The sequence below is a fragment of the Candidatus Zixiibacteriota bacterium genome, from assembly GCA_019038695.1.
GTDB lineage: Bacteria > Zixibacteria > MSB-5A5 > GN15 > FEB-12 > B120-G9.
In genome coordinates this window covers 1-19,111 of record JAHOYZ010000053.1, presented here as the reverse complement: position 1 = coordinate 19,111, position 19,111 = coordinate 1, and the positions used below count along the sequence as shown (strand labels likewise).

Genomic DNA, 19,111 nt, shown 5'->3' with positions numbered 1-19,111 from the left:
TTTTCTTATTGGCTGTCATCCAGAGCGTAGTCGAAGGGTGACACTTGCTATGGGATCAGTGGATGATTAGATTGGATTAATAATCGGTGGGCCAACGGGCTTATGAAATGGGGAGGTATACTATGTTAAACAGAGTGAGATTGATCATTACTTCGTACTTGTTCTTACGAGTACCGATATTTCTATTAGGCATCTTTCTATTGTCTTCATCTACTGTGGTAGGTGAACATTACCCGGGAGTGGTTGGGTTTAAGACAGATCGATCAATACTTCTGATTCCTCAAGAGTTAGTTGGTGTTGTGTTTGACACTGCCGCCTGCGAGGAGCATCTCGATAGTACTTTGGACTGGAGGATGATCGGTGATCTGCTGGTTGACAGTGCTATGACCTTTCGTCCTGACTCCGTGAGATACGTATCAACGGTTGTTAGTGATTCGACTCAAATTCAGGGCATAAGAGTGTTCTCTGCAGAATTGCAGGAAACACTGGAAATGATCAACCCGGTCATGCTGCGGAGACGATTTCCCAGAGCGAGCTTTGACACGTCGCCGAGATGGGACAAATACCGAGAACGATGGTATGAACCGTCAGACTTGTCTCCATTCTTCAGGATGACCTTCTCAGACACGCTGTCGGTCGAAGAAGTAGTGAAATGGCTCAAACAGGTCCCCGGCGTAGAAGAAGTCACACCCATGATTCTGCCTATGCCTCGCGAAAGCGATGAGATCGAAGAAAACATTGAGCCTTAGGAAACAGAATCATAAAGGGGCAGACGAGGGCGTCTGCTGCCCACGGAACTCCGGTACTTTGTAAAAGGAAACCACCATGCGTGCGATGGTTCTGGAAAAACCGGGAGAGCAGCTGAAGCTGCGGCAAGTTGCCGACCCTAAGCCGGGTAAGGGACAAGTGCTGATACGTGTCTCCGTATGTGGGATCTGTCGCACCGATCTGCACGTTGTTGATGGTGACCTCACCGAACCTAAACTACCAATCATCCCCGGCCATCAAATAGTAGGACGAGTCGAAGCCATCGGAGACGTAGTCTCTTCTTTGACCGTTGGTGATCGCGTTGGTGTTCCCTGGTTGGGGGGAAGCTGTGGGGCTTGCTCTTTCTGCGAATCCGACCGCGAGAATCTTTGCGACAACGCCAAGTACACCGGTTATCAAATAGACGGCGGTTTCGCCGAACTATGTGTCTCCGACGAACGATTCTGTTTCCCGATTCCCGACGAATACCCTGATCTTCAAGCCGCGCCGTTGTTGTGCGCCGGTCTAATAGGTTATCGCTCCCTGCGTATGTGCGGCGATGCCGCATGCCTGGGGTTTTATGGATTTGGTGCGGCGGCACATATTTTAATCCAGGTTGCCAATTATCAAGGTCGGGAAGTGTACGCTTTTACACGACGTGGGGACACGGACGGACTTGAGTTTGCCAAATCACTCGGAGCGAAATGGGCCGGATTCTCCGATGAAACACCGCCAGAGAAACTTGATGCGGCGATTATTTTTGCCCCCGCCGGTGAGCTTGTCCCGGCTGCACTGAAGGCGGTCGATAAGGGGGGGATTGTTGTTTGCGCCGGTATTCACATGAGCGACATTCCATCCTTTCCGTATTCCCTTCTCTGGGAAGAACGGGTCGTGCGCTCAGTGGCCAATCTGACCCGTCGTGACGGTGAAGAGTTTCTGGCTCTTGCTCCAAAAGTCCCGATCAAGACCGAAGTTACGCCCTATCCGCTGGAACAGGCCAATGAGGCTTTAGATGATCTCCGCCACGGGCGCTTCAACGGTGCGGCGGTGATTGTCGTGGATCAGGCGACCTCGTAGGTCGGGTTCCCAGGGAGTGTAGCGACCGCGAAACCAGACAAACTGTCTGCGTCCCCAAGGCTCAACCAACCCACAAAAGTACCGATAAAGATAAGAGTGAGTCAGCCGGCATCGTGCCGACCGAATTCGTAAACAGAGGAATTAGGTATGAGTTTGACAGGCTTTTTGGCCAATATCGGGCAGAATTTCCGCGATCATTATCTCCGTATGACGAATGATCTCTACGCTAATCGGACCCCGAATCACTATTACAACTCATCACCGGCCTATGATCCCAACTCTGTAGAAGTTGCTGCTCCAGAAAAGGATCGCTGGGAGCCATCATCAGCGCAACCAACGACGGATAAGGCTGTGCCACAGGAGGCAACAGACACCGCATCGACAACTACCGGTGCTGATACAACCCCATCAGCTACTGACACTGTACCCACTGATGTGTATGTACTTGGTGGCGATGTTCCGTCTGATTCGGGTAGTGAGACACCGGCTGTGATCCCGGATGGCACTTACACGTTCATGCGCAACGCTCATCTGGAATACAAGCTCGATCTTGAGTTTGATCTGGCCGCCATTAGTCGTACCGCTCGATATCTTTCCGGTGGCGACACGACCGGTGTGGATCAACTATTCGCCGGTGGTTTTGGCCTTTCGGCCGATTTTGCTCTAAAAGGATTTGAAATATCGAAGTCTAACCTGCCCGACGCCGAAGAGGGAGCGGGAAATCTTCAAGCTCGCGGAATGAGTCACGCTGCTTCTCGACAGGCCGGGATGTTCCAGGCCAATAGTCGTGATTTTGCTCTGGAATCATTTTTCCGCGAAGCAACCAATCAGCAGCGATCGCAAAACGTTCTGGTCCGCGATGGTTACCGTCGTTCAGTGAACAAGTTTGCTTTCCGTTTCAAGATGGACAGTCAATTTAGTTTTGCCAATTTGCAACGTTTTAATGTCCAAACTCGGAACGTCGCCGAGCAGATGCCTGATTCACTGGGGAAATACATCAGCACTGCAGGTGATGTAGCTCAAGGCGGCACCAACGATATGATGGCGACTTTCTTTGATTCCGTCGACGCCTATCTCAATCAGGCCGAGGAACAGCTTCTGGCCAAAACGGTAGGAGCCTTCGAGCAGGCTGCCGAAGAACTTGGGTTCACTGGAGCTATGGTGGATGTCGCGCGGGATCATCTGACCGACTCGATAGAGAGCTTCTTTGGTCGTGTAGACACTGCGATGTCAGATATCCGCTCGCAATTTGCGCCGGGAACTATTCCGCAGCCGGAGATTCCCACGCAGGAACCACTACCGATGCCGGGTACTGTCACCGATATGGATCGCTTAAGTGAGCCGACTCAGCCAATGCAAGCCTGACCGAAACCAACTTCATTGTAGACAACGAGCGGCGGGCCTTGTGTCCGTCGTTTTTTTCTATGCGGTCGGCCTTGAGTATGTTGACTACAATGGACAATGCAATCTCCAATCCGTGCTGACAATCCTGTCTTTTTCCTTGCCCCAAACGGTTAGTGCCTGCTTTATGCTGGTGGAAAGATGAAAGAGAAAATAGCCCAAAACATCGCCCGGACACATGCGCAGATCGCTGCCGCTTGTGAACGCTACGACCGCGACACCGATGATATCACGATAGTAGCAGTTACCAAACGACAGCCGACGCCTATGGTAAGTATGGCGGTTGCAGCCGGATTGCATAATATTGGTGAGAGTCGCGTGCAGGAGGCGGACAAGAAAATCGCCGAGCTGGGTCAGATCGCCCGGTTTCACATGGTGGGGCATCTTCAGACTAATAAGATCAAGAAAGCTGTCCAGTTGTTCGATGTTATCCAGTCGGTCGATTCATGGAGAGTTGCCGAGGAGATTGACCGTCAGGCTGGCTTGACAGGGCTGAACATCGAATGTCTCATCGAGGTCAATTGTTCGGGTGAGAGCCAGAAATATGGTGTTATGCCGGACGATTGTCTGGATTTGGTAAGACGGGTGAAGCCGCTGGCGAACATTACTCTGGCCGGTCTGATGACGATTGGTCCGCATACCGATGACGAGGATGCTATCAGGGCGGCTTATGCCCGGGGGCATGATCTTTTCAAGCAGGGACGGGAGATAGTCAGGGATCAGTTCGACACGTTATCGATGGGTATGTCGGGTGATTTTGCCCTGGCCATTGCCGAAGGCGCGACGATGATCCGTCTGGGTACATCGTTGTTTGGTCCAAGGCCGGAGTAGCCATTTCAGTCATAAGCCAAGGGCATAAGCCCTGTGCTCTTGCCAAATCCTGAGTAGGTCGACACTGTCTTCAGTTTCGACAATCATCCCACCCCTACGGACACGCCGCCGGTGCAGGTCCTCCAGTGAACAAGTACGAAACCAGATAGGTCAGGTCGCCTATATTGATCTCGTCATTGCCGTCTACGTCAGCCTCATCTATACACGGTGGCTCCGACCCTCCGGTAAACAGGTAGGCGACAAGGTAAGTCAGGTCAGCAATGTTGATTTCATCGGGCAATACATAGTCGACATTGCCGCGCATGCCGTCACCATTGCAGCAGGTGTACGGACCAGTTAGATTGAGAAGTATCGAAATATTATCAGAGTCACGGTTCGCAGTCGCCAGATCATTATTACCATCGCCGTTGAAATCAATCGAGAAAACAGAGAAAGGGCCATTTCCGGTGGCATAGTTAACCGCAGACTGGAATGTTCCGTCCCCATTGCCCAGCAGTATCGAAACATCGTCAGAGCCTACGTTCGCAGTCACCAGATCATTATGACCATCGCCATCAAAATCAATCGAGAAAACAGACCAAGGTTGATCTCCGGCGGCATAGTTAATCGCACTCTGGAAGGTGCCGTCGCCATTGCCCAGCAATATCGAAACATCGTCAGAGTTATAGTTTGCAGTCGCCAGATCATTGTCGCCATCGCCGTTAAAATCAATCGAGAAAACAGAGGTAGGGCCGCCTCCGGCGGTATAGTTATCCGCAGACTGGAATGTTCCGTCTCCATTGCCCAGCAGTATCGAAACATCCTCAGAGCCTTGGTTCGCAGTTGCCAGATCATTGTAGCCATCGCCGTTAAAATCAATCGAGAAAACAGAGATAGGGCGAACTCCAGCGGCATAGTTAACTGCAGTCTGGAAGGTTCCGTTGCCATTGCCCAGCAGTATCGAAACATTGTCAGACTCACGGTTCGCAGTCGCCAGATCATTGTCGCCATCGCCGTTAAAATCAATCGAGAAAACAGAGAAAGGACCATCTCCGGCGGTATAGCTAACCGTACTCTGGAATGTTCCATCCCCATTGCCCAGCAATATCGAAACATCGTCAGAGTTCCAGTTCGCAGTCGCCAGATCATTGTAGTCATCGCCATTAAAATTAATCGAGAAAACAGAACGAGGATAATCTCCGACGGCATAGTTAACCGCACTCTGGAATGTACCGTCGCCATTGCCCAGCAGTATCGAAACATTGTCAGATAAGTAATTCGCAGTCGCCAGATCATAGTTGCCATCGCCATTAAAGTCAATCGAGAAAACAGAGTAAGGGCCATCTCCGGTGGCATAGTTAACCGCGCTCTGGAAGGTTCCGTCGCCATTGCCCAGCAGTATCGAAACATCGTCAGAGTATGCGTTTGCAGTCGCCAGATCAGGTATGGTATCGTCGTTAAGATCAATCGAGAAAACAGACCAAGTGCCATTTCCGGCAACATAGTTAACCGCAGTCTGGAAGGTACCGTCTCCATTGCCCAGCAGTATCGAAACATTGTCAGAGCTTACGTTCGCAGTCGCCAGATCATTGTAACTATCACCGTTAAAATCAATCGAGAAAACAGAGGAAGGATCATCTCCGGCAGCATAGTTAACAGCAGACTGGAAGGTACCGTCGCCATTCCCCAGCAGTATCGAAACATTGTCAGAGTACGCGTTCGCAGTCGCCAGATCATTGTCGCCATCGCCGTTAAAATCAATCGAGAAAACAGAACGAGGATCATCTCCTGTGGTATAGTTAACTACACTCTGGAAGGTTCCGTCGCCATTGCCTAGCAGTATCGAAACATCGTCAGAGTATCTGTTCGCAGTGGCTAGATCATTGTGACCATCGCCGTTAAAATCAATCGAGAAAACAGAGATAGGGGCATTTCCGGCGACATAGTTAACCGCACTCTGGAATGTTCCGTCCCCATTACCCAGCAGTATCGAAGCATCGTCAGAGTAATAGTTCGCAGTCACCAGATCATTGTGACCATCGCCGTTAAAATCAATCGAGAAAACAGAGTAAGGACCATCTCCGGTGGCATAGTTAACCGCAGACTGGAATGTACCGTCTCCATTGCCCAGCAATATCGAAACATCGTCAGACGTATAGTTCGCAGCCACCAGATCATTGCAGCCATCGCCGTTAAAATCAATTGAGTAAACAGAGAGAGGGGCAATTCCGGCGGCATAGTCCATTCTGGCGTCAAACATATCCTGTGAGAAAGCACTAATACTTGATAGTGTCACCAGCAAGGCAACTAAGATGCAACTTCTGAATAGTGTTAGAGACTTCATGTTTGTAATCTCCTTAGAAGTAGTATGTGAGTACTCCTTGAGAGTCAATATAGCACAAAAGAGGCTATGAACAAGGGGTTTCGGTTGTGGGTGTCTGCCTTGTTAAGTCCGTCTTTCCGGCGAACGCCGGAATCCAGTCTTCGAATCTGGAACTGGATACCGGATCAAGTCCGGCATGACAAGTATTGCCTGTCGAAACTGAAGACAGCCCACAGTAGGGAAGAACCCCTTGGTGGTTCTGCCGCATTCGGCAGGAGCAATAAGGGCTCCTGCCCTACCAAAAACAGGCAATGCCTGTCAAACAAGTTTGAGCATGGCACACATAACCCTTCGACTCCGCTCACTGGCATTGCCAGGTTGGGTGACTTGAAAGACAACATGTTGCAGTTTGTCATGCTGAGCGGAGTCGAAGCATGTTTCAATTATCTGGGTTTATCAATAGTCCCTAAATGATGGGCCACCCAGCCTAGACTAGGTTTTAACCACCTTTCGTTCTACTCGGTCCTCATCTCACCGTGTACTCAATTCTAAGATAGTACTTGCTGAATTGCGGAGCGCCGATGTCATCCGAGTCGTAGATCTCAGGGGTTTGTTCAAAAAGGTAAGGTGTTTCTACGCCATCCACATCTGTAAACGTGGTGTCTGATGCAAACGGTCTTCGGTGAGGAAAGATCACCAGTCCCCAATCGGGACGATATACTTCGGCACGGCAATCGAGTTTGCCGTCTGGCCATCGGTCGGCCAACAGATCATTATACTGGTCCAATCCCAGGAGTTTGAGATATTCATCGTCGGTGGAGCCGCCACTTTCCAATTGGTAGGATAGGTTCGAGTCAGACATCTCCGTGCCGTAGTCTCCACGAAATATACGTAACCCAATAACTTCGCACGCCGCATTCTTGGGAGTAACATATGCGTTACGCCACATCAGGTCCCATGTCGCATAGGTCGGATTCTGCTGCCCAGAGTAGATCATTCTCAGATCAGCGACGGTCGAATCAAGTTGTCCCACCTCATACACAGTGCCGTCTGACCGTGCAACTCTCATCCAGATACCCAGGGACAAGTCCCATTGATTTTCACGAAAGATGATATTGTACTGGTTCAGAGCCGGTATGCAGAATATCATAAATTCTTCAGGGGGAATCAAATCAACACCTTCGTACCCTGAAGAATAATCCTCGTTCTGCCCTTCTCCAATATCCTTGTTGTTGGGATCAACCCAAAGCATGGCGTAGATCGCCGTAGGGGGGCGCTCGTCCTCCTGGATTCGCTGATACACTTGCAGTTCGACCACGCTGTCACCGATGCCAAATTCATCGGGATGACCCAGGTCAAATATTCGTCTCTTAACGTACTCATTGTCTCGAGTGAAATACTGTACAGTGCTATCTGGAGTGTTAGACTCGGTTGGGGCTTTTTCGTCTTCGTCACACGAAATTGTCATCAAAAAGGCTATAACAATGGCTAAGCAAGTGCATTTCAAGAAGTCCACATTATCCCCTTACATGTGATGCATGGCAGGACCAGAAGTCTGCAACAAAGTAAGTGTACAATTCACTACCCTGTATTGTTTCTCCGTTTGATTTGCAATATAGGGACCAGAACCCTCATTTGCAAGAATGTATGTTGCAGCCTACCTTGCCGTGGCTGAAGCCGTCTCGACCAATTCTCAAATTTTTTTCCATCCCCCAACTTCCACTGACAGTACCTGTCAGTGGTCCATCCGATATTGTCCACGGGGACAGCAGTGGTCCGGGCGCTGTCATTGCTCTTAGGCGCCCAATGCACGGGAGTTGGGGCCGCCGAAAGGCGGCCTCAACGGGGACACACCCCGTGTGAACACGCCTGGCGTGAATGTGTGTGGTATTACGAATAGAGCACTAACAGGTTGTTGGTAAGTACAGCAACCAGCCAAGGGAAAGGACTAGTACCATGTTGTCAAAGATCTTCTCAGCATCAACACTCGGGGTCGACGCTTACACGGTTGAAGTCGAAGCTGATATTCAGCAGCAACTTCCCGCGTTTGTGACGGTCGGCCTGCCGGAAGGGGCGGTGCGTGAATCCAAGGAACGAGTCACCGCTGCTATTAAAAACTCCGATCTGGTGTTTCCGTCGAAACGAGTCACAATCAATCTTGCCCCGGCGGATATCAAGAAAGAAGGAGCCGCCTTTGATCTGCCTATTGCTGTTGGAATCCTGGCTGCTACCGGTCAGATTCTGCGAGAGCGTTTCGATGAGTATGTGATGCTGGGCGAGTTATCATTGGATGGCGCTCTAAGGCCTGTTCCGGGCGTGTTACCGATGGCGATGCATATCAAGCCGGAGAATGGCATCAAAGGGATAATCGTACCGCGCGAAAACGCCAGGGAAGCAGCTATGGCTCAGACAGCGCCAGTGTTTCCAGTGCAATCGCTCATGGAAACCGTTCATTTCCTGGAGGATGAAAGCAGCCTGCGAGAGTTCAGCATCGATATCGACTCGGTCTTCAAGGAGGCGCTTAATTACCCGGTCGATTTTGCAGATGTCAAGGGGCAGGAATCAGCCAAACGTGCCCTTGAGGTGGCCGCTGCTGGGGGACACAACATTGTCATGATCGGACCTCCGGGTTCGGGTAAGACGATGTTGGCTCGGCGTATGCCCACAATTCTGCCGGACCTGAGTATTGAAGAGGCGCTTGAAACGACCAAGATACATTCGGTCGCCGGTCGAATGTCGGCAGGCTCGGCGTTGGTGGCGACACGTCCATTTCGCACGCCGCATCATTCAGTATCGTATGCCGGTCTGATCGGTGGTGGACGGATACCCAAACCGGGTGAAGTGTCGCTGGCGCATCATGGCGTCCTGTTTCTCGATGAGTTCCCCGAGTTCAAAAAAGACATTCTGGAGATGTTGCGACAACCAATGGAAGACAACGAAGTAACAATCTCTCGCGCTTCCATGACTCTGACCTACCCGGCTTCGTTTATGCTTGTGTCGGCTATGAACCCGTGTCCCTGCGGCTATTTCGGCGACCCGGCTCACAGTTGTCATTGTTCCGCGAGCGAAATCCAGCGCTATATGTCGCGTGTGTCGGGACCGTTGATGGACCGGATCGACATCCATATAACTGTCCCTTCGGTGAAGTTCAAGGACCTTGCCTCTGATACATGCGGAGAGCGGTCTGGGACAATCCGAGAACGTATCAACAACGCCAGACAGCGACAACTACGACGATTCAAGGGAGAATCGAAGATCTTTTGCAACGCCCACATGGAATCGAGTGATATCCGCAAATATTGCCGGATAGATGACAAATCACAATCGTTGTTGAGTCTGGCCATAACCAAGCAGGGGCTTTCGGCCCGTGCTTATGACCGGATTCTCAAGGTGTCGCGTACAATTGCGGACCTGGTCGATGCTGACACGATTGATATGGGTCATGTGGCCGAGGCGGTGCATTATCGTACGCTGGATAGGCAACTCTGGCTGTAGAAGGTTGTTAACAACACTGCCCTGACTGAGCCATTACTTCTCCAACTGCCCTTTCGGAGCGATCAACGTCTATCGTCGGCAAGGCTCAAAACGGTTGATTTTATCACCGGAAGGCCAGATATTCCCAACCATCGACAGTGCCTGTCCGGGACGAAGCAAGTGGTCGTCCCGGTGTTCGTTACTCTATGAGGTAAACTCAGATGAGTTGGCTGCAACGCCTTCTTCGACGTCGTCATTCCGAGCCGGATGTTTCCCTGCACAGGGTTCAGGAGAAGTTCCGTCAGTTTCGGTCACTGCTCGACCGCCATGACCAGGCCATGCGAGCCATCAGCGACATGGAAGAGAAATCGCACGGGGATTACCTGTTTGATCTAAATTATATCCGATCCAGTTTGAACAATATCAAATCATGGATGGTGGAGGCGGTTGAATTGATGGTTGCCCTGGGCGGGGATAGCTATACACCTCTGCGGCGAAGATTGGAAACAACATTTTCAGAGATCGAACAGATTCTGCCTCTTTCAAGCACGATCGAAAAGGACACGCTGACGATTCCATTCGAAGCATTGAGTAGGGATCGAGCTCGATCGGTAGGTAGCAAGAACGCGCAATTGGGCGAGATGAAAACAAAGTTGGGTCTGCCGGTTCCGGAAGGATTCGCAATTAGTGCCTGGGCTTACAAGCGTTTTCTCGACAGCGGGAATCTTCAGGAACGTATAGGTGAGCGCATCAATTCGCTCAACATCAAAAGACACGACGATCTGGTCGCTTGCTCAGAAGAGATTCGCGATTCGATTCTGTCGCATAGGGTCCCTGAAGATATTGTTGCTGCGGCGAAATCTTCTCTCGCAGAGCTAACTGATCGCTATCCGGCCAAGCGGTTTGCTATGCGATCCAGCGCTATTGGAGAAGACACGCTTTTTTCATTCGCCGGTCAGTACGCTTCGTTGCTGAATGTCCCGCCGCGTGGCCTGATTGATGCCTACCGGGAAGTACTAGCGAGCAAGTTCACTCCGCAGGCAATCTACTACTACCTGAGCCATGCTCTTAAGGGGTCCGGATTGGCTATGAGCGTTGGCTGTGTGGCTATGATTGATCCGGTGTCAGCCGGGGTTGTATATAGTCGAAGTCCTGTTGATCCGGATGATGACTGCGTTGTTATTAGTTCGATCTGGGGACTGGGGAAATATCTTGTGGATGGCCGCCTGACCCCCGATACATTCTGGATATCTCGCGGTGACAAGACCATTGTCAATCAAACCATTGCCCGCAAAATGGTGCGACTGGTGCCCGACCTGGAGCGTGGTACAATAGAAGAAGATGTCCCCGAAGCCGATCAGACCAAGCCATCAGTAACCACCGAACAATTGTGCCAACTCGCAATCTATGCCCTGAAGCTGGAGGAGCATTATGGCTCGCCACAGGATGTCGAATGGGCTGTCGATCGCGAGGGGCAGATATTTCTACTGCAAACCCGACCGCTTCAGATCGCGCGGGTGTCGCAGAACCAGATGAATGTGGATACGGTCAAGCTCAAAAGGCTCATCAATAATGGCACTACAGTCAGTCCGGGAATTGGATCAGGACGGGTTTGTCATGTCTCATCAGTCGAAGACCTCGCCGATGTTGGGGTGGGGACGGTGCTCGTTACACCAAACTCATTTCCCGGCATTGTGACCGTGATGACAAAAGTTAACGCCATCGTGACTGAAGTCGGTGGAGTAGCCAACCACATGGCCACCATTGCCAGGGAGTATCGGGTGCCGACTCTGGGTAATGTTCGCTCGGCGCATCAATTGCCGGCGGGTGAAGAGGTCACAGTCGATGCATCCCATGGGGTCGTCTATGCGGGTGCTCAGCGCGACCTGATTAAGGTGCGAAAGGCCGAGTATGAGCTGTTTAGCGATATGGTCATAATCAACACATTGCGCAAACTGCTGGAGTCCATCTCGCCCTTAAACCTGCTTCACCCTCGCGCCTCGGCCTTCAGAGTCGACAATTGTGAGACAATCCATGATATTTGTCGGTTCATTCATCAGAAAGGAATCGAGGAGATGTTCAGAGCCGCTACTGGGCTGGGCAAGTCCCGTGGTGGTTTGAGATTGATAACCGACATGCCATTAGAAGTGAGACTGATCTATCTCGACCGGGAAAATGCCACCATGGGTGGACGTGGTCAGCTTGGCGTCGATCAGCTCGATTCGATCCCGATGGAGGCATTTTGGAAAGGCATTGCCCAGGAGGGCTGGCCCGCGTCATCACCTTCTCCCGATCTCGCCCGCGTGGAGGGGGCGGTGAGTGATGATGACGACAGGAACCCTCGCTATCGTAAAACCAGTTTTGCTATGTTGAGCCACGAATACATGATTTGCAATTTACATATGGGCTATCACTTCACTACGGTCGAAGCGATGTGTACTGATGACCCCGACCGCAATTACTGTCGCGTACAATGGGGAGAAGGGGGTGCACAACTAAACAAACGGGTGCGACGAATCAGCCTCATAGCCGACGTTGCCAAACGTCTGGGTTTTGAGAATTACAGTCATGCCGATTTCCTCGATGTACTCCTCTCATACCTTCCCCGCGAAGATATGTGTGAACGCCTGACTTTGTTGGGTCGATTGACTATGATGACCAAGCAACTCGATATGGCTCTGTCCAACGATGACATAGCCCTATGGTATAAAAAGGATATTATGAAACGTCTCGGACTCTCCAGTGATGAAGGAAGCGACGCATGAGCCCGGTCCCGGATCGGAAGCAACTTCAGGACCGTAAGATAAAACGGATTAGAGGATTGATGTGGTTGAGCACAGCTTCGATCTTCTGTATGCTGTGCCTCGGATTGTACATTGTCTATTATGATGCAGGGTTGATGCGTAGTCGCGTTACGGATGATTTCAATCGCCAGCAACTAATGCTCGCGCGGGTTGCCGCGGCGCAGATTGGTACGCGCTTGCAGGATGCTCAAATGGGGCTGAAGCAGCTGTCAACATATGATCTCAATCGTATGGGATCGGATGAGATCACGAAGGTTATGCAGCATGTGGTGCATGCCGGAGCGTCAAGAGGGATATTGGAAGCGGGTCTGTATTCTGATGTCGGTGGATTGGTGGCTCGTTATGCAGGTTCTGACCTGACCCCGCTACCCTACAATTTGCTCAAGGCTAAGCACAGCCTGCATAGTGAACGATTGATTTTCTTAGCTCCGATGACATCAATCGATTCTGTTACTACGTCTTTTCGTATTGAAGGTTTGCTTTGTATGCAGCTGGAAGCCGACCACGAGGGAGGTATTCTCTACCTGCGGCTTGATCTAAATCGTCTGGTCGGTGATTTAGATAGTGATATGCAATCAGAGTGGTCAGGTTACACCTGGATTATTGATGACACTGGCCGGTTTCTCTTTCACCCGCATAGCAAGTTCATTGCTCTGAATGCTTCGGCTGCACATTCCAAGGCATCTCCGGGCAGTGATTTCTCGAAGATCGACAGTGTCATCGTGCAGAGGATGTTGGCCGGAGAAGCTGGTACGGATATCTATTCCGGCCTGAGCCGCAATGACTGGCTAACTCCGATTCCCATGCTCTTAGCCTTTGCTCCCGTGAAGAGTCCGCTATTGCCTGAGGAGAGCTATTGGTCGGTCGCTGTAAATACTCCGGAGAGTGACGTTGTCAAGGCTATTGAGAGTACTACTGTGCGGCACATTACTGCTGAGGCAGCGATCATTCTGGGTTTGTGTCTGCTGGGTCTTGTGGTTGTAATCTATGAGCGCCGCATGGCCAAGGCTCTGTTCCGTAGGGTAGTGGAGCAGGAGGAGTACCTTTCGAGTATCATGAGGCATTCGGTAGATGGCATTATTCTCATGGACAACGACAGCCGTGTACTCGTCTGGAACCATGGGGCTGAACTTATCTTCGGGTATACCGAGAAAGAGATGATAGGGCGAACTCTACACCGGATCATACCGCCTGAATTCGATGCCGAACGGGAGTTAGGGCGGATGCGGGACGAAGTTCTCAAACACGGATCCATTCGTAACTACCGGACCCAGCGAGTTACTGCCGATGGATGTCGAATTTGGGTGGATATCTCAAGGGCGGTAGTGCGGGAACGTGATGGTGAGATTATTGGCAATGTTGGTATTACCAAGGATGTCACCGAGGAAGTTGCGGTTGAGCAGCACTTGTATGGCACTGAGAAGCTGGCTTCGATTGGGACCCTCGCCGCCGGTGTGGCACATGAGATAAATAATCCTCTGGGTGTGATCCTTGGGTTTACCGATCTTCTCAAGGAAAAATTTCCTAAAGGCTCTTCCGAACGGGAGGACCTGAAGATAATTGAAGAGAATGCGGAGAATGCCAAGAAAACCGTGGAGCATTTACTGGGATTCGCTCGTGTCAGTGAGGGGGAGCAAACGAGCGTTGATGTCAACGACAGTCTGACTTCAGTATTGAACATCGTGAGTACTACCCTGGATAACAAGAAAGTACAAGTTGTTGTCGAAGTAGCTGATGATTTGCCCAGGGTCGCAGGCGATCCGCGAGAGTTCCAGCAAGTCATTTTTAATCTCATCAATAACGCTCTGGCGGCGATGAAGGAAAATGGTGGTATGCTGACGCTTTCGGCCTGGATCGAATCGCGACGGGTTTGTGTTCGTGTGACCGACAACGGGTGTGGTATCCCTGATAGGGTGAAGGCGCGCGTTTTCGACCCCTTCTTCACTACCAAAAAAGTCGGCGAGGGGACCGGATTGGGGTTGTCGTTATGCTATGGGATGGTCAATAAATCTGGTGGCTCGATTGATTTCTTCAGCCATTCAACCGAGGACGATCCTGATGAGCCGGGTGGCACATCATTTACCGTAACCCTGCGAATCAGGGATGCCAAACAAGGTCAGGAAGGTAAGACCAAATGAAACTCAAGATTCTCGCCGTAGATGACGAACCTCACATGCTGAAGCTGTTGGAGCGGATCATCAGGGAAAAGACGCAGTACGAAGTCACGACCATTAGCAATTCTCTCGAAGTGGAAGATGTGCTCGGCGATCAGCGGTATGACCTGATCATCAGCGACCTGAGAATGCCCGGTATGGACGGAATGGATATCCTTCGCTTTGTTAGGGAGCATCAGCGCGATGAACTTGTGATCATCATCACGGCCTTCGGTTCGTTGGAATCAGCTACCAGGGTGATGGAACTGGGTGCTTTTGATTACATTACCAAGCCCTTCAAAAAAGAACAGATAATTTACACCATCGACCGGGCGATGAGGTTTCAGGCCATGCGCAAAGAGGCTCACCAATGGGAGGAGATTACCGGTCGCGAACCATTTTCTGCGGCGGTGGCGGAATTCGAGGTGGCGTATGTTCGTCGTCTGGTTATTCGGTGGAATGGTGACCCCGAAAAAGTCGCCGAGGTTTCCGGGCTGCCTATTGACCGAATAAAAAAGATTCTTGAAGAGAACTAAGGGGGTCGAGACAATTATCGTGCCACCAAACTTCTTGACATGAAGGTAATACAATGTAATAATTCAAGAGAGAGGTTACACACTATTATCTTGGCAAGGATGTTACGTGGTGAAGCGAAAATCTGAGATTGTGACTTTCAAGGTTGATGAGTCATTGTTGGAAGCACTCAAGGGTATCCCCAACCGATCCAGTTTCATTCGCTCGGCATTGTTGGCGGCGCTCGATAGCACCTGCCCTTTGTGTATGGGGACCGGTATTCTGACTCCAAGCCAGCGAGATCATTGGGATCAGTTCAATGAGAGTCATCAAGTGGAAGAGTGTAGTGACTGCCATGAACTGCACCTGGTCTGTTCGCGCGAATCTGCGCCACGACTGCAAAAGAACAAATGAGCGCATGACAAACAAGATGAGTAGAATCTGCTGTCTCTGGGTGGTGACAATTATGGCCATCACGTTGTTCCTGTCCTCTTTCATCTGGGCTGGTGAACACAGGCCAACAGGGAAAACACTTGTGTTTGTCAGTATTTCCCCGCAGGCATATTTTGTAGAGCAGGTTGGGGGATCGCAGGTCACAGTGGAAGTACTGATTGGATCGGGTCAATCGCCGGTTACCTACGATCCTACTCCGCGTCAGATGTCCTGTTTGGCAGAGGCTAGTATCCTATTCACAGTGGGGCTTCCCTTCGAAAAACGATTGCTTGAGAAGATAAAATCCGGCTTTGACAATCTTGAGATAGTCGATACTCGTAGAGGAATCGAGTTGCTCGCAATGGACCATGACGATCACGGTCACACACACGCTGGCAATCATGATCCTCACATCTGGCTTGACCCGTCGTTGGTAAAAGTGCAGGCGGAAAATATCTGTAAGGCACTCTCGGTGTTGCTGCCGGATCAACGGCCGACGTTTGAATCAAATCTGAGATCGTTCCAGGGTCAGCTTGATTCAATTGCAGCGACTATCCGCCAGGAGCTATCCGATCTCAAGCGGCGGACAATCTATGTCTTCCATCCGACCTATGGATATTTCTGCAATGCCTTTGATCTGGAACAGGTCGCCATCGAGATGGACGGCAAAGAACCGTCGGCCCGGCAATTAGCCGAATTGGTCGACAGCTGTCGGAAAGACTCAGTGCGAACGATTTTCGTTCAACCTCAATTCTCCAGAAAAGCGGCCCAAGCTGTCGCCGAGGCGATAGGTGGCGAGGTGATCCCGCTCGATCCACTGGCTCGGAACTACATTGATAATTTAGTCGAAATCTCAGCCAAAATAGCAGCGGCTCTGGGAGCCCGCGCAGGGGACAAGTAGCCGTGGGAAAGGACACAGACTCAGCAGGCGATAGAAAACCGATCATAGAAATCGACGGCGTGTCATTTGCATACAATGGCCAAACGGTTCTCCAGGATGTCAACCTGACAGTCTATGAGCGCGAGTTTGTCTGGATCGTCGGCCCCAATGGCGGTGGCAAAACGACACTGATGAAAATCATGCTGGGTTTATTGGCTCCCGCTCGGGGTTCGGTCAAGTTATTGGGTGTTGCCCCACTTGAGGCGAGGTCTCGTATCGGATATTTGCCTCAGCATGTAGATACCGACCGACAGTTTCCGATCAGTGTTCTGGAAGTTGCTCTTATGGGACGGTTGCGCCGGGGTATGAGGTGGGGTCCGTTTCCGGCAGAAGATACCAGGGTTGCGCTTGACGCACTGCAACAGGTTGGTTTAGCCGAGTTAGCAGAGCGACCGGCAGGAGAGTTGTCGGGAGGACAGCACCGACGTTTGCTGATTGGTCGTGCGCTGGCTGCCCAGCCGGAACTGTTGCTTCTTGATGAACCGATGGCTAATCTTGATCGGCAGGTGGAAAAAGAACTGCACGAGCTACTCCAGCAACTTAATAAGCATCTGACCATTGTTATGGTGTCTCACGATCCTGCCTTTGTCTCTGATTTTGTCAAGCAGGTAGTGTGTGTCAATCGGACGGTCGCGGTCCATCCGACCTCCGTCATGGAAAATGAATTCGTCGGCGAACTGTATGGATCGGGGATGCGTGTTGTACGCCACGACCAACATGATCATCACCATAGTGAAGATTTGTAATGGAATTCATTGATGCCATAATTCATCATTCCTTCTTGCAGAACGCACTATTGGCTGGCCTGCTGGCAAGCATCGCGTGCGGAGTGGTGGGGTCTTTCGTTGTTGCCCGGCGCATAACCTACCTGGCCGGAGGGCTTGCCCACAGTGTATTCGGCGGTTTGGGTGTGGCTCACTATCTTTCCGTGAGTTGTGGCTGGACATGGCTTCAACCCTTGCATGGTGCGGCGGTGGCCGCTTTGCTTGCGGCGGTCGTTATCGGCTGGGTCAGTCTCCGCGCTCGTGAACGTGAAGACACAGCTATCGGGGCTGTATGGGCGGTGGGTATGGCGGTGGGAATCGTGTTCATTTCCCGCACGCCCGGATACAACCAGGACCTCATGAGCTACCTGTTCGGCAACATACTCATGGTCGGGACAGGCGACCTCTGGCTGATTGCGATACTCGACGTTCTCATTCTGCTGGTCACGTTTCTATTCTTCAATCGTCTCCAGGCGGTATGCTATGATCAGGAGTTCACCCGTGTAAGACGGGTCAATGTGGAGTTCTTCTACCTGTTGTTGCTGAGTGTGACGGCGTTGACGGTTGTGATACTAACTACGGTAGTCGGTATTGTCATGGTAATCGCTATGCTTACTCTACCGGCGGCGATAGCTTTGCGTTTCACTCGATCATTACGACAAGCGATGTTGGTGGCGGTTCTCCTGAGTGCATTGTTCTCGACGGTTGGTTTGGGAGTGAGCTATACGCCTGACTTGCCGGCGGGCGCAACGATCATTCTTGTAGCGGGCGTTGCCTACGGCCTGGCGGCGTTGTGGGGACGATTCCGCAATACGAACCGTGGATAATTGCTTTCGGTCCAAACAAAAGTATGGTAAGCTGGAACCCTCTTAGGCTGGGTGGTCCATCAGTCTTGTAGGTCGACACTGTCTTCAGTTTCGACAATCATTATAAGTGGGCGGCAGACGCCCTCGTCTGCCCATTAGGTGCCCCACGAAATCATCCCAACCCTACGGGCACACCACCGGCGGTATACCTCCAGTAAACAAGTACGAAACGAGATAAGTCAGATCGGCGATATTGATCTCGCCATTACCGTCTATGTCACTTTCATCTATACACGGCGGCTCTGCCCCTCCGGTGAATAGGTAGGCCACCAGGTAAGTCAGGTCGGCGATGTTGATTTCATCGGGCAATAAGTAGTCGACATTGCCGCGCAAGCCGTCGCCGTTGCAGCAGATAGTCAGATTCAGCAGTATCGAAACATCGTCAGAGTCAAAGTTCGCAGTCGCCAGATCATTGTCGCCATCGCCGTCAAAATCAATCGAGAAAACAGAACGAGGGCCACCTCCGACGGCATAGTTAACCGCAGACTGGAATGTTCCGTCGCCATTGCCCAGCAGTATCGAAACATCGTCAGAGTATCCGTTCGCAGTCGCCAGATCATTGTTACCATCGCCGTTAAAATCAATCGAGAAAACAGAGCGAGGGCTATATCCGGTGGTATAGTTAACTGCCGACTGGAATGTTCCGTCGCCATTGCCCAGCAGTATCGAAACATTGTTAGAGTAAAAGTTCGCCGTGGCCAGATCATTGTTGCCATCACCGTCTAAATCAATCGAGAAAACAGAGAAAGGGTCATCTCCGGCGGTATAGTTAACCGCAGACTGGAAGGTTCCGTCGCCATTGCCCAG

At 51.2% G+C, this 19,111-nt stretch carries 15 protein-coding genes; 12 read left to right on the top strand and 3 right to left on the bottom strand.

Features of this window, described 5'->3' with window-relative positions:
• Nucleotides 1-122 precede the first annotated feature (122 nt).
• From KOO62_13290 to KOO62_13275, 4 genes are all read left to right on the top strand, one after another.
• Nucleotides 123-749, top strand: coding sequence for a hypothetical protein (locus tag KOO62_13290; protein ID MBU8934954.1), 627 nt, complete (start codon nt 123-125; stop codon nt 747-749).
• 76 nt (nt 750-825) lie between these two features.
• Nucleotides 826-1,824 (top strand): zinc-dependent alcohol dehydrogenase family protein, encoded by a 999-nt coding sequence (locus tag KOO62_13285; protein ID MBU8934953.1) that lies wholly within the window; start codon nt 826-828, stop codon nt 1,822-1,824.
• 147 nt (nt 1,825-1,971) lie between these two features.
• Nucleotides 1,972-3,189, top strand: a complete 1,218-nt coding sequence (locus KOO62_13280; protein MBU8934952.1) for a hypothetical protein — start codon at nt 1,972-1,974, stop codon at nt 3,187-3,189.
• Nucleotides 3,190-3,366: 177 nt separating this feature from the next.
• Entirely contained in the window at nt 3,367-4,056 is a 690-nt protein-coding gene (locus KOO62_13275) for a YggS family pyridoxal phosphate-dependent enzyme (protein MBU8934951.1), read from the top strand.
• Between the two features lie 94 nt (nt 4,057-4,150).
• Here KOO62_13275 and KOO62_13270 read toward each other — a convergent pair whose 3' ends face one another.
• Both KOO62_13270 and KOO62_13265 read right to left on the bottom strand, forming a co-directional pair.
• Nucleotides 4,151-6,379 carry a VCBS repeat-containing protein gene (locus KOO62_13270; GenBank protein MBU8934950.1) on the bottom strand — a complete coding sequence of 743 codons (2,229 nt, stop codon included), beginning with the start codon at nt 6,377-6,379 and terminating at the stop codon, nt 4,151-4,153.
• A 505-nt stretch (nt 6,380-6,884) separates the two neighbouring features.
• On the bottom strand, nt 6,885-7,829 hold the full coding sequence (locus KOO62_13265; protein MBU8934949.1) for a hypothetical protein: 945 nt from the start codon (nt 7,827-7,829) through the stop codon (nt 6,885-6,887).
• 485 nt (nt 7,830-8,314) lie between these two features.
• Here KOO62_13265 and KOO62_13260 point away from each other — a divergent pair, with 485 nt between their 5' ends.
• From KOO62_13260 to KOO62_13225, 8 genes are all read left to right on the top strand, one after another.
• Nucleotides 8,315-9,853 (top strand): YifB family Mg chelatase-like AAA ATPase, encoded by a 1,539-nt coding sequence (locus KOO62_13260; GenBank protein ID MBU8934948.1) that lies wholly within the window; start codon nt 8,315-8,317, stop codon nt 9,851-9,853.
• Between the two features lie 200 nt (nt 9,854-10,053).
• Nucleotides 10,054-12,597, top strand: a complete 2,544-nt coding sequence (locus KOO62_13255) for a hypothetical protein (GenBank protein MBU8934947.1) — start codon at nt 10,054-10,056, stop codon at nt 12,595-12,597.
• On the top strand, nt 12,594-14,774 hold the full coding sequence (locus tag KOO62_13250) for a PAS domain S-box protein (protein MBU8934946.1): 2,181 nt from the start codon (nt 12,594-12,596) through the stop codon (nt 14,772-14,774). The genes KOO62_13255 and KOO62_13250 overlap by 4 nt, the downstream gene beginning before the upstream one ends.
• The gene (locus KOO62_13245; protein ID MBU8934945.1) at nt 14,771-15,325 is read left to right on the top strand and encodes a response regulator; all 555 of its coding nucleotides are present in this window, start codon (nt 14,771-14,773) and stop codon (nt 15,323-15,325) included. Before KOO62_13250 ends, KOO62_13245 begins: the two co-directional genes overlap by 4 nt.
• A gap of 106 nt (nt 15,326-15,431) precedes the next feature.
• On the top strand, nt 15,432-15,716 hold the full coding sequence (locus KOO62_13240; GenBank protein MBU8934944.1) for a ribbon-helix-helix domain-containing protein: 285 nt from the start codon (nt 15,432-15,434) through the stop codon (nt 15,714-15,716).
• A gap of 16 nt (nt 15,717-15,732) precedes the next feature.
• Entirely contained in the window at nt 15,733-16,635 is a 903-nt protein-coding gene (locus KOO62_13235) for a zinc ABC transporter substrate-binding protein (GenBank protein ID MBU8934943.1), read from the top strand.
• Between the two features lie 2 nt (nt 16,636-16,637).
• Nucleotides 16,638-17,420 carry a metal ABC transporter ATP-binding protein gene (locus tag KOO62_13230; protein ID MBU8934942.1) on the top strand — a complete coding sequence of 261 codons (783 nt, stop codon included), beginning with the start codon at nt 16,638-16,640 and terminating at the stop codon, nt 17,418-17,420.
• Nucleotides 17,420-18,265 (top strand): metal ABC transporter permease, encoded by an 846-nt coding sequence (locus tag KOO62_13225; GenBank protein MBU8934941.1) that lies wholly within the window; start codon nt 17,420-17,422, stop codon nt 18,263-18,265. The genes KOO62_13230 and KOO62_13225 overlap by 1 nt, the downstream gene beginning before the upstream one ends.
• 162 nt (nt 18,266-18,427) lie before the next feature.
• On the opposite strand, the gene KOO62_13220 is transcribed toward KOO62_13225, so the two are convergent.
• Nucleotides 18,428-19,111, bottom strand: a 684-nt coding sequence (locus KOO62_13220; protein ID MBU8934940.1) for a VCBS repeat-containing protein, incomplete at its 5' end; no start/stop codon positions are given.

Coding starts and splice junctions, on each gene's coding strand:
- KOO62_13270 (MBU8934950.1), bottom strand. CDS start 6,379: ATGAAGTCTCTAACACTATTCAGAAGTTGCATCTTAGTTGCCTTGCTG.
- KOO62_13245 (MBU8934945.1), top strand. CDS start 14,771: ATGAAACTCAAGATTCTCGCCGTAGATGACGAACCTCACATGCTGAAG.
- KOO62_13250 (MBU8934946.1), top strand. CDS start 12,594: ATGAGCCCGGTCCCGGATCGGAAGCAACTTCAGGACCGTAAGATAAAA.
- KOO62_13260 (MBU8934948.1), top strand. CDS start 8,315: ATGTTGTCAAAGATCTTCTCAGCATCAACACTCGGGGTCGACGCTTAC.
- KOO62_13225 (MBU8934941.1), top strand. CDS start 17,420: ATGGAATTCATTGATGCCATAATTCATCATTCCTTCTTGCAGAACGCA.
- KOO62_13280 (MBU8934952.1), top strand. CDS start 1,972: ATGAGTTTGACAGGCTTTTTGGCCAATATCGGGCAGAATTTCCGCGAT.
- KOO62_13255 (MBU8934947.1), top strand. CDS start 10,054: ATGAGTTGGCTGCAACGCCTTCTTCGACGTCGTCATTCCGAGCCGGAT.
- KOO62_13285 (MBU8934953.1), top strand. CDS start 826: ATGCGTGCGATGGTTCTGGAAAAACCGGGAGAGCAGCTGAAGCTGCGG.
- KOO62_13235 (MBU8934943.1), top strand. CDS start 15,733: ATGAGTAGAATCTGCTGTCTCTGGGTGGTGACAATTATGGCCATCACG.
- KOO62_13275 (MBU8934951.1), top strand. CDS start 3,367: ATGAAAGAGAAAATAGCCCAAAACATCGCCCGGACACATGCGCAGATC.
- KOO62_13290 (MBU8934954.1), top strand. CDS start 123: ATGTTAAACAGAGTGAGATTGATCATTACTTCGTACTTGTTCTTACGA.